General features: G+C 63.5%; 17 protein-coding genes. 10 read left to right on the plus strand and 7 right to left on the minus strand.

The window, feature by feature from the left end; all coding sequences use genetic code 11:
• Positions 1–47 precede the first annotated feature (47 nt).
• On the minus strand, positions 48–719 hold the full coding sequence (locus HMPREF2674_RS00030) for a uracil-DNA glycosylase (protein ID WP_065423968.1): 672 nt from the start codon (positions 717–719) through the stop codon (positions 48–50).
• Between the two features lie 164 nt (positions 720–883).
• Between HMPREF2674_RS00030 and HMPREF2674_RS00035 the strand changes: the two genes are divergently transcribed.
• The 4 genes from HMPREF2674_RS00035 to rlmC all read left to right on the plus strand — a co-directional run bounded on the left by HMPREF2674_RS00035 (position 884) and on the right by rlmC (position 5,703).
• Positions 884–1,228 carry a DUF3263 domain-containing protein gene (locus tag HMPREF2674_RS00035; RefSeq protein ID WP_049347366.1) on the plus strand — a complete coding sequence of 115 codons (345 nt, stop codon included), beginning with the start codon at positions 884–886 and terminating at the stop codon, positions 1,226–1,228.
• A gap of 157 nt (positions 1,229–1,385) precedes the next feature.
• A complete protein-coding gene (locus HMPREF2674_RS00040; RefSeq protein ID WP_049331512.1) occupies positions 1,386–1,970 on the plus strand; it encodes a LytR C-terminal domain-containing protein in 585 nt (194 codons plus the stop codon).
• A 345-nt stretch (positions 1,971–2,315) separates the two neighbouring features.
• The gene (gene groL, locus HMPREF2674_RS00045; protein WP_070824491.1) at positions 2,316–3,938 is read left to right on the plus strand and encodes a chaperonin GroEL; all 1,623 of its coding nucleotides are present in this window, start codon (positions 2,316–2,318) and stop codon (positions 3,936–3,938) included.
• Between the two features lie 631 nt (positions 3,939–4,569).
• Positions 4,570–5,703 carry a 23S rRNA (uracil(747)-C(5))-methyltransferase RlmC gene (rlmC, locus tag HMPREF2674_RS00050; protein ID WP_070824492.1) on the plus strand — a complete coding sequence of 378 codons (1,134 nt, stop codon included), beginning with the start codon at positions 4,570–4,572 and terminating at the stop codon, positions 5,701–5,703.
• Between the two features lie 125 nt (positions 5,704–5,828).
• On the opposite strand, the gene HMPREF2674_RS00055 is transcribed toward rlmC, so the two are convergent.
• Positions 5,829–6,335: a mycothiol transferase gene (locus tag HMPREF2674_RS00055; protein ID WP_070824493.1), complete on the minus strand. Its 507-nt coding sequence runs from the start codon at positions 6,333–6,335 to the stop codon at positions 5,829–5,831.
• 232 nt (positions 6,336–6,567) lie between these two features.
• On the opposite strand from HMPREF2674_RS00055, the gene HMPREF2674_RS00060 reads away from it, so the two are divergent.
• The 4 genes from HMPREF2674_RS00060 to HMPREF2674_RS00075 all read left to right on the plus strand — a co-directional run bounded on the left by HMPREF2674_RS00060 (position 6,568) and on the right by HMPREF2674_RS00075 (position 10,916).
• Entirely contained in the window at positions 6,568–7,977 is a 1,410-nt protein-coding gene (locus HMPREF2674_RS00060; protein WP_070824494.1) for an FAD-dependent oxidoreductase, read from the plus strand.
• 306 nt (positions 7,978–8,283) lie between these two features.
• Positions 8,284–8,985 (plus strand): isochorismatase family protein, encoded by a 702-nt coding sequence (locus HMPREF2674_RS00065; protein WP_070824495.1) that lies wholly within the window; start codon positions 8,284–8,286, stop codon positions 8,983–8,985.
• Entirely contained in the window at positions 8,982–9,749 is a 768-nt protein-coding gene (locus HMPREF2674_RS00070; RefSeq protein WP_070824496.1) for an SDR family oxidoreductase, read from the plus strand. Before HMPREF2674_RS00065 ends, HMPREF2674_RS00070 begins: the two co-directional genes overlap by 4 nt.
• Positions 9,750–9,812: 63 nt before the next feature.
• Positions 9,813–10,916, plus strand: coding sequence for an isochorismate synthase (locus HMPREF2674_RS00075; protein WP_070824497.1), 1,104 nt, complete (start codon positions 9,813–9,815; stop codon positions 10,914–10,916).
• Between the two features lie 105 nt (positions 10,917–11,021).
• Here the strand turns inward: HMPREF2674_RS00075 and HMPREF2674_RS00080 are convergent, their stop codons facing one another.
• Positions 11,022–12,035, minus strand: a complete 1,014-nt coding sequence (locus HMPREF2674_RS00080; protein WP_049347204.1) for a 4'-phosphopantetheinyl transferase family protein — start codon at positions 12,033–12,035, stop codon at positions 11,022–11,024.
• Positions 12,036–12,197: 162 nt separating this feature from the next.
• Between HMPREF2674_RS00080 and HMPREF2674_RS09630 the strand changes: the two genes are divergently transcribed.
• Positions 12,198–13,583 (plus strand): RNase H family protein, encoded by a 1,386-nt coding sequence (locus HMPREF2674_RS09630; protein ID WP_070824498.1) that lies wholly within the window; start codon positions 12,198–12,200, stop codon positions 13,581–13,583.
• A 232-nt stretch (positions 13,584–13,815) separates the two neighbouring features.
• On the opposite strand, the gene HMPREF2674_RS00090 is transcribed toward HMPREF2674_RS09630, so the two are convergent.
• From HMPREF2674_RS00090 to HMPREF2674_RS00105, 4 genes are all read right to left on the minus strand, one after another.
• The gene (locus HMPREF2674_RS00090; RefSeq protein ID WP_049331538.1) at positions 13,816–14,106 is read right to left on the minus strand and encodes a WXG100 family type VII secretion target; all 291 of its coding nucleotides are present in this window, start codon (positions 14,104–14,106) and stop codon (positions 13,816–13,818) included.
• 402 nt (positions 14,107–14,508) lie between these two features.
• Complete coding sequence (locus HMPREF2674_RS00095; RefSeq protein WP_049331540.1) at positions 14,509–15,996, minus strand: sensor histidine kinase; 1,488 nt, start codon at positions 15,994–15,996, stop codon at positions 14,509–14,511.
• Position 15,997: 1 nt separating this feature from the next.
• Positions 15,998–16,702 carry a response regulator transcription factor gene (locus tag HMPREF2674_RS00100; protein WP_070824499.1) on the minus strand — a complete coding sequence of 235 codons (705 nt, stop codon included), beginning with the start codon at positions 16,700–16,702 and terminating at the stop codon, positions 15,998–16,000.
• 80 nt (positions 16,703–16,782) lie between these two features.
• Positions 16,783–17,055: a hypothetical protein gene (locus HMPREF2674_RS00105; protein ID WP_049331544.1), complete on the minus strand. Its 273-nt coding sequence runs from the start codon at positions 17,053–17,055 to the stop codon at positions 16,783–16,785.
• A gap of 141 nt (positions 17,056–17,196) precedes the next feature.
• Here HMPREF2674_RS00105 and HMPREF2674_RS00110 point away from each other — a divergent pair, with 141 nt between their 5' ends.
• The gene (locus HMPREF2674_RS00110) at positions 17,197–18,036 is read left to right on the plus strand and encodes a DUF3027 domain-containing protein (RefSeq protein ID WP_070824500.1); all 840 of its coding nucleotides are present in this window, start codon (positions 17,197–17,199) and stop codon (positions 18,034–18,036) included.
• The last annotated feature ends 96 nt before the right edge of the window (positions 18,037–18,132 follow it).

Genomic DNA, 18,132 nt, shown 5'->3' on the forward strand with positions numbered 1-18,132 from the left:
GGCCCGTGAACCTCAGTTCACGGGCCGCCACGCTATCTTTGAAAGCTCTAGCGCACGGTCCAGTCCACCGGCTCGGCCCCCTGCTGCACGAGCAGGGAATTCACTGTGGAGAAGGGGCGGGAACCGAAGAAACCCCGTCGTGCCGAAAGGGGCGAGGGATGCGCCGACTCCACGCTCGGGTACGGCTTCAGCATGGGCGCGCACTTGCGTGCATCCGCACCCCAGAGCAGACCCACGAGCGGCTGATTGCGCGCCACCAGGGCACGGATAGCGCACTCGGTAATCTCTTCCCAGCCCTTGCCGCGGTGCGAACCGGCATCGGACTCGCGCACGGAAAGCACCCTGTTCAGGAGCATGACGCCCTCGTCGGCCCAGCAGGACAGGTCGCCGTGTTCGGCGGGAGCGATGCCCAGGTCGTCTTGCAGCTCCTTGTAGATATTGGTGAGCGAGCGGGGCACGGGCATGCCGCGATGCACCGAGAAGGACAGGCCCATGGCGTTGCCGGGGGTGGGGTAGGGGTCCTGCCCGATGATAAGAACCTTAACCTCGCTCATTGGGCGGCGGAAAGCGTTGAAGATATCACCGGACGGCGGGAAGGTTCGGTAGCCGGCGGCGTGCTCGGCGCGCAGGAAATCCCCCATGGCGTGAATCTGCTCTTCGACCGGGGCGAGGGCCGCGGCCCAGTCCTCGCTCATGATGGTGTTCAGGGGCTGGTTCAAGCGTACTCCTCGGGCTGGGGCGGCCCGGCTGGTTTCTCGGTGCCGGGTGCGCGACGTTTGCTTCTCCTCTAGACTGAGGCTCTCCTCTAGACTAAGGGAAGACGAATACTCGCGGTGGCAATGTCGGCCGCGATGGTACGCCGCAGACAGAATGAGGAGGGAATATGCCGGAGCAGGAACACACCGAAGCCGTGCAGTCCGAAACCCCGGAGAACAAAACTCCGGGAAAGACCGAAAGCCCGGCTGAAACCTCGGCCGAGACCCCCGTCCGTGCTGAGACTCAATCGGATGAGCTGAACGACGGGCTGAACCCGCTCGAGCGGCGCATCCTGGCCCTGGAACGCCGAGGATTCAAGCATCAGGGTTCCAAAGAGAAGGCCATTAAAGCCCTCGGATTCACCCCGATTGCCTACTACCAGATGCTGAACGTCATGCTGGACGACGAGCGCGTGCGCGAGGCGGCTCCGCGACTCGTGGATGCGCTGCGCGCCCGTCGTGACGCCGACTAGTCAATCCTGGCGTGACGCTTTGCGGGGCGTGCCCGCGTTGGTTCCGTCTGCCCGAGACGGTACTCTAGGTACAGGGAGCGCCGAGTCATCCGCCGCGCTACCTCGAAGAAGCACCGCGCGGACCACCGCGATAAAGTACCCGTGAATTGAGGAGACCATGAGCTATCCCCGCGACGAGTTTGATGAGGTGGACGAGAAGACCGCGCGCCGCGGAACCTACCGCGCGGTCAACGCCGATCCCGCAAAGAGCCCGAAGGGTGCTATTCCGCTGGTTGCCGCCGGCGTGGTCGGCCTGCTGGTGGGTGCCGCCATGTACATTTATGCCCCGCGCACGGCTTCGCCCGAGTACTCGGCGCAGAAGTCCGCGTCGAGCTCTGCTTCGGCCCGTTCCTCGGCATCCGCTACCTCCGCTTCGGCCTCTGCGTCCGCGACGGCCTCGGCCACCCCCTCGAAGACGGGCCTGGTGGACAGCATTTCGGTGGGCGTGTTTAACGCGTCTGCCCCGGCCGGTAGCGCCTCGAGCGCGGCGGCTCTGCTGAGCAACTACACCGTCAACGAGACCGCCAACTACACCGGTGCGGCCCCGGCGACCAGCGTGGTGTACTACGCGGAGGGCTACCAGGCGCAGGCGCAGAGCATCGCCGCGGCCCTGGACATTTCCCAGGTGCGCCAGGCGACCTCTGCCGTGCCGATGGGCAACCACGAGGTGATTGTGGTTCTGGCCTCCGATTACACCGGCTAGGCCCCCGCCTCTGCCGCTTTGTCATGACAAACTTTCACCGACCCCACTCGTGCAATTCCAATCAGGTACCGGGTGGGGTTGATGCTTTAACGTCCCCCTCGAGAGGGCGTTGAGGTCCCCGATGGTGGGTTGGGTGAGCGCAGATTAAGCACTGGGCGATTAACCCTTCAACCTTGGGCTTACACGTTTGCCCCCTGCCGGTGCGGGTGCCACAATTGATGTAGCATTTGGGCGCCCTGCATGGCGCGCGCGTGAGTTACACGCGCCAGGGTCCGGGCCCCAATTTTAGACGTACCGCATCCCAGCGGGATGCAGGAGAAAATCCTATCGTTCAGGAGGACACTTATGGCAAAGCTCATTGCTTTTGACGAAGAGGCACGCCGCGGCCTTGAGCGCGGTTTGAACACCCTCGCCGATGCAGTGAAGGTGACCCTCGGCCCCCGCGGCCGCAACGTTGTGCTGGAGAAGGCGTGGGGCGCCCCCACCATCACCAACGACGGTGTCTCGATCGCGAAGGAAATCGAGCTGGAGGATCCGTACGAGAAGATTGGTGCGGAGCTCGTCAAGGAAGTTGCCAAGAAGACTGACGACATTGCCGGTGACGGTACCACCACCGCTACCGTTCTGGCTCAGGCACTGGTCCGCGAGGGCCTGCGCAACGTGGCTGCTGGCGCTGACCCGCTGAGCCTCAAGCGCGGCATTGAGAAGGCTGTTGAGGCTGTGACCGAGGCTCTGCTCTCCTCCGCGAAGGAAGTTGAGACCGAGGAAGAAATCGCCGCAACCGCTTCGATTTCCGCTGGCGACGCAGAGATCGGCAAGCTCATTGCTGAGGCAATGGAGAAGGTCGGCAAGGAAGGCGTCATCACCGTTGAGGACTCCAACACTTTCGGCCTGCACCTGGAGCTGACCGAGGGTATGCGCTTCGACAAGGGCTTCCTGTCCGGTTACTTTGTGACCGACCCGGAGCGTCAGGAAGCAGTCCTGGAGGACCCCTACATCCTGGTTGTGAACCAGAAGATTTCGAACGTTAAGGACCTCGTCCCCGTCCTGGAGAAGGTCATGCAGTCCGGCAAGCCGCTGCTGATTATCGCTGAGGACGTTGAGGGTGAGGCTCTGGCTCTGCTGGTGCTGAACAAGATGCGCGGTTCTATCAAGTCCGTGGCCGTGAAGGCTCCGGGCTTCGGTGACCGCCGTAAGGCTCAGATGGCCGATATCGCCATCCTGACCGGTGGCCAGGTCATTACCGAAGAGGTTGGCCTGTCCCTGGACGCAGCAACCCTGGACATGCTCGGTTCCGCTCGCAAGGTCGTTGTGACCAAGGACGAGACCACCATCATCGAGGGTGCAGGCGACGCAGCAGCTATCGAGGGTCGCGTGGCTCAGATCCGCGCAGAGATCGCTAACTCCGATTCCGATTACGACCGTGAGAAGTTGCAGGAGCGCCTGGCTAAGCTTGCCGGTGGCGTGGCCGTGCTGAAGGCTGGTGCCGCAACCGAGGTTGAGCTGAAGGAACGCAAGCACCGCATTGAGGATGCTGTGCGTAACGCTAAGGCTGCCGTTGAGGAGGGTATCGTCCCCGGTGGTGGCGTTGCCCTGATTCAGGCTGGCGTGAAGGTCTTCGACAAGCTGGAGCTGACCGGTGACGAGGCTACCGGCGCGAACATTGTGCGCGTGGCTATTGACGCACCGCTGAAGCAGATTGCTGCTAACGCTGGCCTGGAGCCGGGCGTTGTGGTTGACCGCGTTCGTTCCCTGCCCGCCGGTACCGGTCTGAACGCTGCGACCGGCGAGTACGAGGACCTGATGGCTGCTGGTATTGCTGACCCTGTGAAGGTGACCCGTTCGGCTCTGCAGAACGCTGCGTCGATTGCTGGTCTGTTCCTGACCACCGAGGCTGTTGTTGCGAACAAGCCGGAGCCCGCTGGTGCGGCTGCTCCCGGTGCGGACGCAATGGGCGGAATGATGTAATAGAAATTTATCCCTGATGGGGTAAATTTCTACGGATTCCGTGGCACGCGAAGCGTGACCCGGTGGTGACCCGGCGCTGGTACCCAAACCGGCGCAGGTCCACGCATCCGTATGAGGCGGGGGCGGCTACCCATGAAGGGTGGCCGCCCCCGCTTTTTTGCCATTTGGGCGGTGACTCAAAGAGGCGTTGCGAGGTGGGGAGGGGGCAAACGATATGCTGAGAACATGAGCTCTAACACCACGTCTTCTTCTCATCTTTCACCAGCCCCGGACCGCGCCAATCGGAGCATGAAGAGCATCGGATCGCGGGGCTCGATTCTGAGCATCGGGTCGGTGAACTCGTTCTGCAGTATTGGTTCCGTGAACTCGGCGTTTTCGATTGGTTCGGTATTCTCGATTGGATCCATTGGCTCTGTCTTTTCTGCTGGGGCTATTGCCTCGTGCCTGGGCTTTCTTGGTGTGCTGTCGGTCTTATCGGGGCTCTCCGTGCTCTCGGTGGGGTCGTATCGGTCGGTGCTGAAGGTAAATCGTCGCCAGGGGACTCGGCCATCGGGTCCTTCGCGTTCCTAAGCGCCCGCGCGTCATGGGCCGGCGGCGTGCCGGCTCGTGGAGGCGGTAAAATGGTGCCCCTATGAAATGTGCCTATTTTCGTGATGACCTCTGCTCCTCCTGCCCCAGCATTGAGACCGCCTACACCGCGCAGGTGCAGGCGAAGCAGGAGCATGCCCGCGCCCTGCTTGCCGCCCACCCTCAGCTGCAGTGGCTGGACCCTGTGACCAGCGCGGAGGCGGGCTTCCGCAACAAGGCGAAGCTTGTGGTGGGCGGTTCGGCGAAGAACCCGACCCTCGGCATCGTGGATTACCGTACGGGCGCCTCCACGGATCTTGGAGAATGCCCGCTCTATATGGAGCCGATTCAGGCGGCTATTCCGGTGCTACGTGAGCTGATCCAGCGCGCGGATCTGACCCCCTATGACATTCCAAACCGTCGCGGTGAGCTGAAGAATATTCTGGTGACCGCATCGGCGGCGGGTGAGCTGATGGTGCGTTTCGTGTTGCGTTCGAAGAAGCTGCTGGTGCCGATTCGCCGCCAGATGGACTGGCTGCAGGAGCAGCTGCCGAACCTGGCGGTGCTGTCGGTGAACCTGCTGCGTGAACCGGTGGCGCGCGTTGAGGGTGATGAGGAGATTATCCTTTCGGAGCGTCAGACCCTGCCGATGCAGGTGAATGACCTGACTCTGCATTTGCGCCCGCAGAGCTTCTTCCAGACGAACACGAAGGTTGCTGAAGCGATGTATGCGCAGGGCCGCGAGTGGGTGCGTGAGGTGGCTCCGCGCTCGCTGTGGGACCTGTACTGCGGCGTGGGCGGTTTTGCCCTGCATGCCGCTTCGGTGATGGACGGCGGCTCGGTGACCGGAATTGAGATTAGCGCGGAGGCGGTCGCCTCGGCACAGCGTACGGTTGCCGAGTACGGGCTGGAGGGCGTGAACTTTTCGGCGCAGGACGCGCCGGAGTTTGCGGTGTCTTCGGGCACGGTGCCGCAGATGCTGGTGGTGAACCCGCCGCGTCGCGGTATTGGTGAGAGCCTGTGCGCGTGGATTGAAGGTTCGGGTATTGACCGTGTGGTGTATTCGAGCTGTAATGCGGTGACTTTGGCGAAGGATCTGGAGCGCATGCCGTCGTATGCGCCGGTGCAGGGCCGCGTGCTGGACATGTTCCCGCATACGGACCATTACGAGGTCATGGTGCTGTTGCAGAGGCAGTAGCAACCTTTATACGTGTAGGCGGTGGCGTCTCAGACGGTTGTGTCCGAGGCGCCACCGCTTTTTTGTGCCCCTCTAGCGGGCGTGAAATTCTAACCCTGCGCTGTGAAATTCTGCGCGGCGAAATCCTATGCCGCGAGAATACCCGCCGCGTACGCCGCCTGACCCACGTGCTGCGCCGCATCGTCAATCATGCTGACCAGGCGCACACCGCGGGTCACCGGCGGAGTCCACGAATGGTCAATAATCTCGCTCAAATCAGCCTCGCTCAGCGTCTGCGAGTAGGCCGCGAGCGCCTCGCCGGTTGCCACAAGGTACTCCACCAACAGGGCAGAATCTTCAACCACGATGGAGCGTGCCTGCTCGGGGGTGTGGCCGTAACCCATGGTGTCGCCCAGCTCGCCCAGGTTGAAACGTTCCCTGAAGCCCTGAGCCTCCCAGACCTGCGGCTGACCGTTCAGGGCGGAGAGCTGCATGTCCATCTGTCGTCCGGCGTGCCAGAGCAGCCAGGCGATAGAGTTCGGGTGCCCGCCCGGGTGGGCGTTGAGCGCCTCGGGGGATAGCCCCTTGACGGCTACGGCGGCTTCGATACCGGGGCGGCTGGCGGCGTCACGCAGAATATCGTGGGTGTTCATGGAGTTCTCCTGAATTTGCTGGCTTCCTTTAGGCCGGCTTCTTGTAGGGAGCCGGGTAGTTTCAGTCTACGCCCGCGCGGGCTGAGGGGTGGTTGTAGAAGAGGGGTGGGGGCTTTGCTCATGCCATAGCGGTGGTTGGGGCAAGAAAAAATGTGGCGCGCGGGAATAATACTCATTTCTTTCCGTTGAACTCTGTGAAGACATCATCATCTAAAATTCACAGGAGAATAGTATGACCACCCCCGCTCAGTTGCACTTTGACATGGTCGTCATTGGCTTCGGCAAGGGCGGCAAGACCCTCGCCGGCGCATACGCCAAGACCGGCAAGAACGTTGCCCTCATCGAACAGTCCACCGGCATGTACGGCGGCACCTGCATCAACATCGGTTGCGTACCCACCAAGGCGCTCGTGCACCGCGCCGACGAGTTCCGCGCCAGCGGCGAGCGCGCCATCGAGGAGGCAAACGCCGCCTACGAATCCGCCGTGGTTTTCCGTGACAAGCTGACCGGTGCGATGCGTGCCAAGAACCGCGAAATCCTGCTGTCGAACGAGACCGCTAAGCTCATTGACGGTCACGCACGTTTCATCTCCGACACCGAGGTTGAGGTCACCGCGGGCGAGGACACCCTGCGCGTTACCGCCGACTACTTCATCATCAACACCGGTGCCGTGTCGGTTATCCCGCCGATTGAGGGTATCCGCGAATCTGAGCGTGTGCTCACCTCCACCGAGCTGCAGAAGCTCACCCCGCGCCCCAAGCGTCTGGGCATTATCGGTGGCGGCCCCATCGGTGTTGAGTTCGCCGGTATTTTCTCCTCCTACGGTACCGAGGTGACCATTCTGGATGGCGCACCCGCCCTCTTCGGCCGCTACGACGAGGATGTCGCCCAGGTTGCCCGCGAGATTATCGCAGACCAGGGCATTACCGCTCACACCGGCGTGCGCGTGCAGTCCTTCAAGGACGGCGCTGACTCGGTGACCGTGACCTACCTCGACTCCGAGGGTGCCACCCGGGAGCTGGAGGTGGACTACGTGATGGTTGCGACCGGCCGCAAGCCCGCCACCGAGGGTCTGGGCCTGGAGAACACCAGCATTGAAACCAACGACCGCGGCGCAATTGTCGTGGATGAGCACCTGCGCAGCACCGTGCCGAACATTTTCGCGCTCGGTGACGTGAACGGCGGCCCGCAGTTCACCTACATCTCCCTGGACGATTACCGCGTGGTGCTCTCCCAGCTGGTCGGTGACGGTTCCCGCTCCACTAAGGACCGCAAGGCAGTGGCTTCGACCATCTACATGAATCCGTCGCTGTCTTCCGTGGGCCTGACCGAGCGTGAGGCAATCGAGGCGGGCCACAAGGTGAAGGTCGCTTCGAAGCCGGTTGCCGCGGTTGCCGCGATGCCGCGTGCGAAGACCCAGGAGAACCCGCGCGGCATCATGAAGTTCGTGATTGACGCGCAGACCGACCAGATTCTGGGCGCCCAGCTGCTGGTAATCGAGTCCATGGAGGTTATTAACCTGGTGGCTCTGGCGATGCGCCACGGCATTACTGCTTCGCAGCTGCGCGATGAAATCTACACCCACCCCTCGATTACCGAGGGTCTGAATGAGGTGCTGGCTTCGGCAGTGCCCGTGAACTAGTTGAACTAGAATCGCGGCTGAATTCGCGGTTCGTATAGCGTTTCTGCTTGTCTGAGTGCTTCCCTGCCCGTTCCGCCCGTTGTGCTGTCAACGGGGGTGCGGGTGGGGAAGCATTTTTGTTAAGGCTCATATATACCTTGTAGCTAAGCATGCCCTAAGATGGTTATGAGATAAGCGCAAGCTCACCGATTGGGTGGTCAGCGCGAGAGGGCTCGGAGGAGGCACCCACTCGCTGCTACACCCACCACAGCGCACCGCCTGCGCCGCGCATACAACCGAAAACCAAAGGCACGAACCGGGAGAATCATGGCACTGCCCAAAATCAAGCCCTACACCTACGTCGACCGTGAACACAGCAACCGCGTGAGCTGGCCTGTGGACCCCTCCCGAGCCGTACTGCTCGTTCACGACATGCAGGTACACTTCGTCCAGGCTTTCGAAGGCGCCAACCTGGGTGAGGGCAACGACAACCCGGACGCCCAGATTAACATCGCCATTCGGAACCTGCGCCGCCTCATTGACGCCGCCCACGCCGCCGGAATCCCGGTCTACTACACCGCGCAGCCGCCGCGCCAGAACCCCGAAGACCGCCGTCTGCTCATCGACTTCTGGGGCGACGGCCTGCAGAACGACGAGTCCGCCCGCGTGCTCGACGAACTGGCACCCACCGACCGCGACACCGTGCTGACCAAGTGGCGCTACTCCGCGTTCGTGCGCAGCCCCTTCGAGGACCTGCTCAAGGAGTCTGGCCGCGACCAGCTCATTATCGGCGGCGTGTACGCGCACATTGGCTGCCTGACCACCGCCCTAGAGGCGTTCATGCGTGACATTCAGCCGTTCATGGTTGCGGATGCGCTCGCCGACTTCTCGGGGGAGGAGCACCGCATGGCGTGCGAGTACGCTTCGGGTCGTTGCGCCCGCGTGCTGAACACCGCCGATGTACTCGCCGACCTGCATGCTGCAGAAGGTGCTGAGAAGGCTGAGCCTGCTGAGGAGGCCCGCGCATGAGCTGGGTCATTGTGACCGGCGCGAACGGCGGTATTGGTGAGGCAACCGTCCACCAGCTCATCAAGAACGGCTATTCGGTGTTTGCGGCTGACCTTGCAGAGCAGCCCATTGCCTCCTTCGCCACCTACGGCGATGCGCTCTTCCGCTACCGCGCCGTGGACGTGACCAGCGAAGAGTCCGTCATCGCCCTCGCCAACGCTGTAGCGGCACTCGACGAACCCATCACCGGTGCGGTGCTCGCCGCGGGCATCGCCCACAGCCAGCCGCTACTGGAGACCAGCTTCGCCACCTGGAAGCGCCTGCACGCGGTCAACTCCGACGGCGTGTTCCTGTGCCTGCGTGAATTCGCGCGCATCATGATTGACCAGCAGGAGAGCGACCCGGCGAACAGCCGCTCCCTGGTGACGGTCGCCTCCAATGCGGCGCGCGTGCCCCGCGCGGAGTTCGGTGCCTACGGTGCATCGAAGGCGTCGGCGGCGCGCGTGAGTTCCAGCTTCGGTCTGCAGCTTGCCGCGCACGGTATTCGCGTGAACTCGGTCTGCCCCGGTACCACCCGAACCCCCATGGTGACCGACGCCTGGGAGGGGGAGGACCGCTCCGCCCTGCCGGTTGCCGGTAACCCGCAGACCTTCCGCCTGGGTATTCCGCTGGGCCGTATTGCCGACCCGGTGGATATTGCGGCGGTCAACGCTTTCCTCATTTCTGAGGCGGCACGCCACATCACCATGCAGGAGATTGTCGCCGACGGCGGTGCGACCCTCTAACGGCACCCCGCGTCCGGCGTTTAGATGCCCGGTGCGAACCCACACACCACTGATAGAAGTACGATGACGAACCTTCCCGACTTTATCTTTGCCACCGGCACCCGCGTCCTGCGCGCATCCGGTGCGATGATCCCTGTAACCTTCGATAATGCCCTGGACGAGGCGAAACGTTCCGGTAGCGCCGTCGTGGGTCTGATTCCTTTTGACCCCGATATGCCCGCCTACCTCTTCGTGCCTGAACGCCTGGAGGAGCAGCAGGTGCCGATCCCTGAGCAGACAGTGGCGCTTGCCGAGCCGGTATCGGTCACCGGCCGCCAGAACGACCGGTTCCGTGCCGCCGTTGCGACCACCGTGGAGCGCATGAAGGCGGGTGAGCTGAGCAAGATCGTGCTTTCGCGTGTGCTCACCGCCCGCTACGCTCCCGGCGCCCTCAACCTGGAGGCGCTGTACAACAACCTGCGTGCCCAGCAGCGTTCCGCATTCAACTTTGCGGTGCGCCTACCCGAGGGTGAGCGCGGCATGAGCGGAAGCTACCTGATGGGTGCCTCCCCGGAGCTGGTGTTCCGCACCGAGGGCCGCGCCTTCAAGACCCACCCGCTTGCCGGTAGCGCCCCGCGCATTGCCGAGCCCGGTAGCGCCGAGGACGAGGCGATTCGCGACCGCCTGTTCGCCTCCCCCAAGGACCGCCACGAGCACGCCTACGTCATCAACGACATTGCCGAGCGCCTGGCACCCATCGCCGAGGAGCTGAACGTGCCGCAGGTGCCCTCGCTGCTGCAGACCCCGCAGCTGTGGCACCTGGCGACCCCCATCGACGGTGTGCTGAAGGAGGGGCTGACCTGCTTGGACGGTGCCCGCGCGATCCACCCGACCCCCGCGATTTGCGGTGCCCCCACCGAGAAAGCACTCGATCTGATTCGCCAGCTGGAGTCTTTCGAGCGCCGCTACTTTGGCGGACTGGTCGGCTACATGGATGCCGAGGGTAACGGCGAGTGGGCGCTGGTGCTGCGTTGCGCCCAGGTCAGCCCGGAGGAGGCGGTGCTGTACGCGGGCGCGGGTATTGTGGCTGAATCCGACCCGGAGCTGGAGCACACGGAGACCGGTACGAAGCTCGGCAGCTTCGGTCGCGCACTGGGTGTGGAGACCCTGGGCGAAGATACCCCCTAAAACTCTTTTCGAACCGCCCCGCGCGGGGTGGAAGCGACCGAACGCGCTCGCCGTCGTGGCGGGCGCGTTCAGTCGTTGTATCAGGTGTTAGGGGATTGAGCGCGGCTAATCGGTGAGCAGGCGCTTGAGCTCCAGGGGAGTAGCCACCGGCAGAAGCTGAGCCTCAACCTGCGCGGGGTCGCCCTCGGTCGGGTTCTCCACAGCCAGGGCGATGAGCATCTTCTGGGCGTGCTCGGGGTTCTCCGCATCGGGGAGCGCCACGGGTACCCACTGCAGGCTAAAGCTCCGCTCGGTAGCCTCGCCACCCTGATTACCGCCCTGATCGCCGCTGCCCTGAGCCGCGGGCGCGCTAAAGGTCGCTTGGGTGGTCAAACTGTCCTGAGTCAGTACGCGTAGGGCGGTCGGCTCGGGGGTGCCACCGTCCAGAAGGCCACTAGGAGCCTCCTCGTTCATGGCAAGTTCGAGCGCATCCAACAGGTCATCGGTGAGCTGCACCCGAACCAGGGACGGCACCACGCTCAGGCCGTGGCCAGTCGCCTTGAGCACCGCCTCCTTAGCGGTCCACAGCGCCACAGAGAGCAGGTGCAGTACGGGGGCGGGGCGTTCCTGTGCCACCCGCTTATAGAACGCGCGTTCTTCATTGGAGAGCGCCAGACGTGCAAAACCGGAGAACAAGCGCGCATCCAGGGTTTCAACATCCACGCCGAGCACCGCCGAAGAATTACGACTAAACGCACCCACCACCAGCGGATTCACCTGCGACATATTGAAATTCACGCCCGCAATACGCGGCTTACCGTGCTTCTTACCGCTGGTGCACAGGGTGCAGGAACGATCCACCTCAATCTCAGAAGCGGCACTGGACGGCACATCCAGACGAGCCGCCGCCATGGCACGCATGAGTGCCTGAGTGCTCAGGTAGCTGACCGCCGCCGTGGAGGTCGGCAACTGCGCCGCATGCTGCTGCTCGGCAAGACCCAGGTAGCTCAACCAGCTAAAACGCAGGGAACCGTACATGGTGCGGGTGGGAAGAGCGAAAATCTGCACGCGCTCGCTCGGACGGGCGGTAGGGCGCTCCGGGCGCTGTGCGCTGGGTGTTTCGGGGGCAGAATAGCTCATAGGTTTAGTGTACCCGCCCGGCTATGGTGGGCTCCTATAGGTTGTCCACAGCCGTGACCGCGCGCTACGCACCCTCGCCGCCGGTGCGGTAAAGTCATCACAGACATCATTACGGACTGCCGCCTGCACGCTAGAGGGGTGGCAGCTTAGAAAGAAGGTACCGTGAACAGCACGCAAGAGATCATTGCCGCCGCAGACGGCTCGGCGCTGGGCAACCCCGGACCGGCGGGCTGGGCATGGTATATCGACGACGACCACTGGGCGAGCGGCGGCTGGGCGCACGGCACCAACAACATGGGCGAGCTCAAGGCAGTCCTGGACCTGTTCGAGGCGACCGCATCCCGCCCGGAGGCGAAGCTGCGCGTGTACTGCGATAGCCAGTACGTCATTAACTCGCTGACCAAGTGGATGCCCGGCTGGAAGAAGAAGGGCTGGAAGAAGTCTGACGGCAAGCCCGTGCTCAACCGCGACCTTCTGGAGGCGCTGGATCAGGCGCTGACCGGCCGCGACTACGAGTTCATCTGGGTTAAGGGGCACGCCGGTCACGAGCTCAACGAGAAGGCTGACTCCCTGGCGAATGGTGCTGCGCGCGCCTATCAGGAGGGCCGCGAACCCGCGTACGGCCCCGGCTTCGGCTCGCTTGCCTCCGGTCGAGAGGACGCCACAGCGCGGGTTGAAGCGGCTTCTGAAGCTACCGCCACGACCACGGCTTCCGAGGGTGAGCCTGCCGCCTCCGCGGATGCCCACCTGCCCGTGCAGGAATTCACCGCAGCCGAGATTGAGAACGCCCAGCGCGGCGTGGAGAGCCTGCGCCTATCCGGTCTGCTGCGCCCCGCCTCCGCGGTGAACGCCCCCGATCCGGAGGCGGTTCGCACCCGCAAGGAGCAGCTGGCCCTCGCCGCAGAGCGTGCCGCCGAGCGCGATGCCCAGGCCCTGGTCCGCCAGCAGGAAACCGCCAACCAGGCCTCCGCCGCGCAGGCGGAAGATGAGGACGACCTGACCGGCCTGGAAGAGTTCGCCGGCCTCGACCCGAACGATGTGGATCCCGCCGAGCTGCTGGGCGAGGGCGCAGAGACCCTGCCGCCCACGGAGACCCCGGCACCCACAGAAGCCCCTGCGGAGACCCCCGGTCCTGTGCAGGCTGATGCGCCCGCTGTCTCCGAGCCCGCCACCCAGCCTTCCACACGGCAGGCTCCCGCGGCACCGCGTCCCGAGGATGCCGCCGCCGCCGAACAGCTATTGGAAAGCCGCGGCGCCGTTATGGACCCGGCTCAGCTGGACGCCCTGCTCCACGAGCGCCTGGTGTGGGTGACCGCCACCGGCAAGTCGGTTTCGCGCTCCTCGGTGTTGCAGTATCGAGAGCGCGCCTTCACCCAGCAGGGTGCGCCGGCCAAGCAGGGGGTTCAGCAGATTGACGCCTCGAGCGTTCTGGTCATGGCCGCCGTGGCGACAGCCCGCGGTCGCGTGAGCCGCTCGAGCATCTGGCATTACGACGCCGAGCGCGGCCTGTGGCGCCTGCGTTTCCGCCAGGAGACCCCCGCCTCGTAGCGCCCACCCGGTAGCTCCCGGTGGGTTCGCCGCCGGCAACCCCGGGAAGAACCTCTGAGAAGAACCATTGGGAAGAATTTCTGGGAAGAACCGGGAAAGAGGAAAAGAGAACGTGAGAAACCCGCCGCCCCTCGAATAGTGAGGTGCGGCGGGTTTTCCGTTGGTACGTCACGCGCACGGGGCCCATCCAGTGGTGGCGGGGCGTACCGGGTGCGGGCTGTCTAGCCTACGTTTAGCCCACGAACATCGAGGCGTTGGCCTGCTCAGTGTCGGCATAGTTGACGCCTGCGCGGGAGAGCGCCTCGTTAATCTGGGTGATGGATTCTTCGACCTGGCGCTGGGTAGCGTGCCAGTGATCCAGCACGCCCTGGAAGTTGGCCGATGCCGAACCCGTCCAAGAGCTCTGCAGGTCATGCAGGGAAGCGGTCATGCCGTTGACATCCGCGGTGATGGATGCGACGTAGGACTTGGCCTGGGCGCTCTTGGCCGCGATGACCTCAGAATCGACGTTGAACTGTGCCATGGGTTTCTCCTTTGAGAGTGGTGGGCGGCGGGTTGCCGCTGGGAGGGTTTGCCCCGGGCTATGAACTATCCCGAGTGCATGGCACCACTATATTCTTTCAAAATGCATTAAACTACCTAAAAATACCTCAATGAGAGAATCTGTGGATAAACCCTCCCGATTGCTTCCAACGCACCGAAAATTTCGAACGGGGCCTTCAGAATTCGGCTGAATATTGCGTTGCGCCCTTTGCGCAGCGTCCATCCGGCGGTGCGTCCACACCCGGTCGTGCCTGCCGGAGCGATTGAACCCTCCGGACACGAAGAAGCCCCCGAGCGTAAGGCTCGGGGGCTTCTTTAGGGCTTCTTCTGGGTTTCGGTACGCCGCTGGCTGCCGGAGACACGTAACCCGCTAGTTCAGCAGCTACTCATCCGAGATGGGTGGTGGGTAGTAGGGTAGCGAGATGACGAAGGTCGCGCCGCCACCGGGGGTCTCTTCAATGTGGATTCGGCCGTCGTGCTGTTCGATGATGGCGGCCACGATGGACAGGCCCAGACCGGTGCCGCCGGTCTCGCGGGAACGCGAGGTGTCGGTGCGGTAGAAACGCTCAAAGACACGCTCGCGATCCTCGCCGTGAATACCGGGGCCGTGGTCGCGCACCTCAAGGGTGGCCAGCGGGAATCCCGCAACCTCCTCGCGCACGCCCACCGCAATCTCCAGGGGCGTGCCGTCGGGGGTGTAACGCATCGCGTTGGTCAGCAGGTTCGCCACGACCTGACGCATGCGCGATTCATCGCCGAGCACCGGCGCGGAGGTGGGGGCAACATCGTCGCTGAGGCCCACAAGCGAAACCTCGCGGTCGGGGGCCGTAGCGTAGGCGTCGTTGCTGGCGTCCACCGCCAGGTTAAACAGGTCGAAGGGTGCCAGCTTGGACTCTCTGCGCTCGTCGATGCGGGCCAGTGTCAGGAGGTCCTCGACGAGCTGGCCCATGCGCTTGGACTCCGACTCGATGCGGCTCATGGCGGTGCCGACCGCCTCCTCGGTGGGAAGCGCGCCCTGGCGGTAGAGCTCCGAATAACCGCGGATACTCACCAGCGGGGTGCGTAGCTCGTGGGAGGCGTCGCCCACGAAGCGCCGCATCTTCGCCTCGCTCTTCTCTCGGGCCTTAAAGAGCGCCTCAATCTGGGCGAGCATGGTGTTCAGTGAGATGGCGAGGTTACCGATCTCGTTGTTCGGGTTGTAGTCCTCGATACGCTGGGAGAGGTCGCCGGCGGCAATCTTGGCGGCGGTCTGCTCAACGCGCGCGAGCGGCTCGAAGGTGCGCGTCACAATCACCCACGTCATGGCGATGGCCGAGGCTAGGGTGGCGAGTCCAAACGCGAAGGTGAGCACGCCGACCAGGGCGACCACCTGGTTGGTCTGCTTGAGCGGCATCGCGATGATGAGGGAACTCGCCTCGGTCAATCCCGAGGAGTCGTTCGCCTCAATTGGCACGGCAAGTAGACGCCAGTCGGCGGAACCGCTGGAGGAGCCAACGGTCACGCCCTCCTCGTTCTGCTTGCGCACCTTCTCAGCGGTCCAACCGTTCAGGGTGGGTTCGCCGGCCTGCTCGTCGTGCTCGGAGCTGAGCGAGTACAGCACCTTGCCGTCCTTATCGAGTAGGTAGACGCGGTAGGTGCTGAGCGACCCCTCTTGCTTGCCGGAAGGTCGCACGGTGGCCAGCTGCACCAGTGCCGGTGCGCTGGTCTTCATCTCTTCGTCTAGCTGGTGCACCATCTGGGCGCGCAGGGCAGAGATAGCCACGAGGCTGGTGACGGCAATCGCCAGAGCGATGAGCATGGAGGTCACCAGCACCAGCTGCGTGCGCAGGGAAAGCGAGAGGGGGATGCGATCGAGGGGTTTGAGCGCCACGTTAGCCTCGGGAACCGCGAATCATGTAGCCCACACCGCGCTTGGTGTGGATGAGCGGCTCGTGGTTTTCGCGGTTGTTGTCAATCTTGCGGCGCAGGTACGAGATGTAGGACTCGACGATTGAGGAGTCACCGTTGAAGTCGTACTCCCACACGTGGTCGAGAATCTGCGCCTTGGACAGCACACGGTTGGCGTTGAGCATCAGGTAGTGCAGCAGGTTGAACTCGGTGGGGGAGAGATCGATTTCTTCCTCGCCGAGGAATACCTCGTGGGTATCCACGTTCAGGCTCAGGTCGTCGACGCGCAGAACGGCATCGTCCTCGTCCTGGACGCTGCGGCTACGGCGCAGGATGGCGCGGATGCGAGCGATCACCTCGTCCAGTGAGAAGGGCTTCGTTACGTAGTCGTCGCCGCCGGCACCCAGACCGGTGACCTTGTCCTCGGTGGCGTCCTTCGCGGTGAGGAAGAGGACGGGAACGGTGCTTCCAAGCTCGCGCAGGCGACGGGTGACCTCGAAGCCGTCCATGCCGGGCATCATGACGTCGAGGACAATCAGATCGGGAGATTCGGTGTTGGCCTTCTCGAGGGCGTCGCGGCCGTTACCGGCGGTGACGACCTCAAAACCGGCAAAGCGCAGGGAAGTGGCGAGTAGTTCAAGAATATTGAATTCGTCATCAACGACGAGGAGCTTGGCTTCAGCAGACATACTCTTTATCTTTCGTTCTGAAGGGCAGGAAGGTGATCTGTCGGTGAGTAGAGAAATGCAGTGTGTGCAATAGTGTGTGGTTAGGCTTTAGAGCGCCGCAGAACTGCCAGGCCAAGCGCAACCATCAGCGCGATGAATGCGACGGGCAGAAGCACGAGCGGAATCTGGCTCATGACGGCGGGCGGGGTGGCCCCGGCCCACTTCATGAGGAGCATGACGATTCCGCTGAGCAGGCAGAGGAGGGCGAGAATACCGCCTCCCGCGCCCAGCCAACGAATGGCACGGGCGTAGGGCAGAGGCGCGGACGCCCGGTCTGAACTGCTGTGCTGGGTCTCTACGGAGGTGTTACTCATAAAATTAACCGTATCAGCTTGTGCCCAGCTCTCTGCTAGCAAAGCCCAAGAATCGGGGGTTTGGGCCCCAAATTCACAGCGTTTGTGAAGCTTAGAGGGCCTCCCGAGGTGTTCGTGTACGCGAGATGCTTTAATAGGGGTATGTCTGAACAGGTGAATGAACTGCTCCCCGAAACCATGCCCGCCCCCGATACTCCCGCAGATGGCGCTCTGCCCGCTGCCGCCCCGGAGGAGGCCGAGACCTCGGTGGATGGTGCTGTACCTGAGAAAGTAGAGACCGCGCAGAAGATTGCGGATGAGGCCGCCGAGGAGAAGACCGAAAAGGTCGTCGAGGCCACCGTGGAGGCAGCCCTCACCGAGGCCGCCGAGGAAGCCGAATCTTCCCGGACCCCCACTGATACTTCTAACGACCCTTTCTCCGCGCCGGCTGAGGACCCGGGCGAACCCTCCCTGGGCGTTCCGCACAAGGCCCGTCGCACCTCCAAGGTGGATGAGATCCTAGCGGCGGCTAAGGATGTAGCGCTGCAGGGCGTCCGCGAGATTACCCCCGACCACAATATTGGTCTGGTGCACCACGTGCGCCCCGAGGAGGAGCGCCTGAGCACCCACCTCTTCGAGTGCACGATGCCCGGGTACCGCGGCTGGTTCTGGTTTGCGACCCTCTCCCGCGCCCCGCGCTCGAAGGTCGCCACGATTTGTGAGGTGGGCCTGCTGCCCGGTGACGATGCGCTCATCGCCCCGGATTGGGTGCCGTGGGCTGACCGCGTGCGTCCCGAGGACCTGGAGCAGGATTCTTCGTCCGATTCTTCGGAGGCACCCGCCGAGGAGAAGACCGAGGGCTCGGAGGCCGCCACCGCAGCCTCCGAGGAGAGCGCGGAGAGTGCAGAAGAGGGTACCGAGACTGCACCTGCCGAGGCCGCTGAGGTTTCTCTGGATTCCGACCGGGATTCCGAGGGGTCTGAGGGCAGCGTCTCCGAGTAGAGCCACCACCATAGAGATTTAAGGAGCCCCGCGGGGTGCCCGGCTGTTCGCGCTGGGCAACTCGCGGGGCTCTCTCGTGGCAAAAACCGCCCAAAG

Origin of the sequence: Rothia sp. HMSC062F03 (genome assembly GCF_001836905.1) — a bacterium.
Lineage (GTDB): Bacteria > Actinomycetota > Actinomycetes > Actinomycetales > Micrococcaceae > Rothia > Rothia mucilaginosa_A.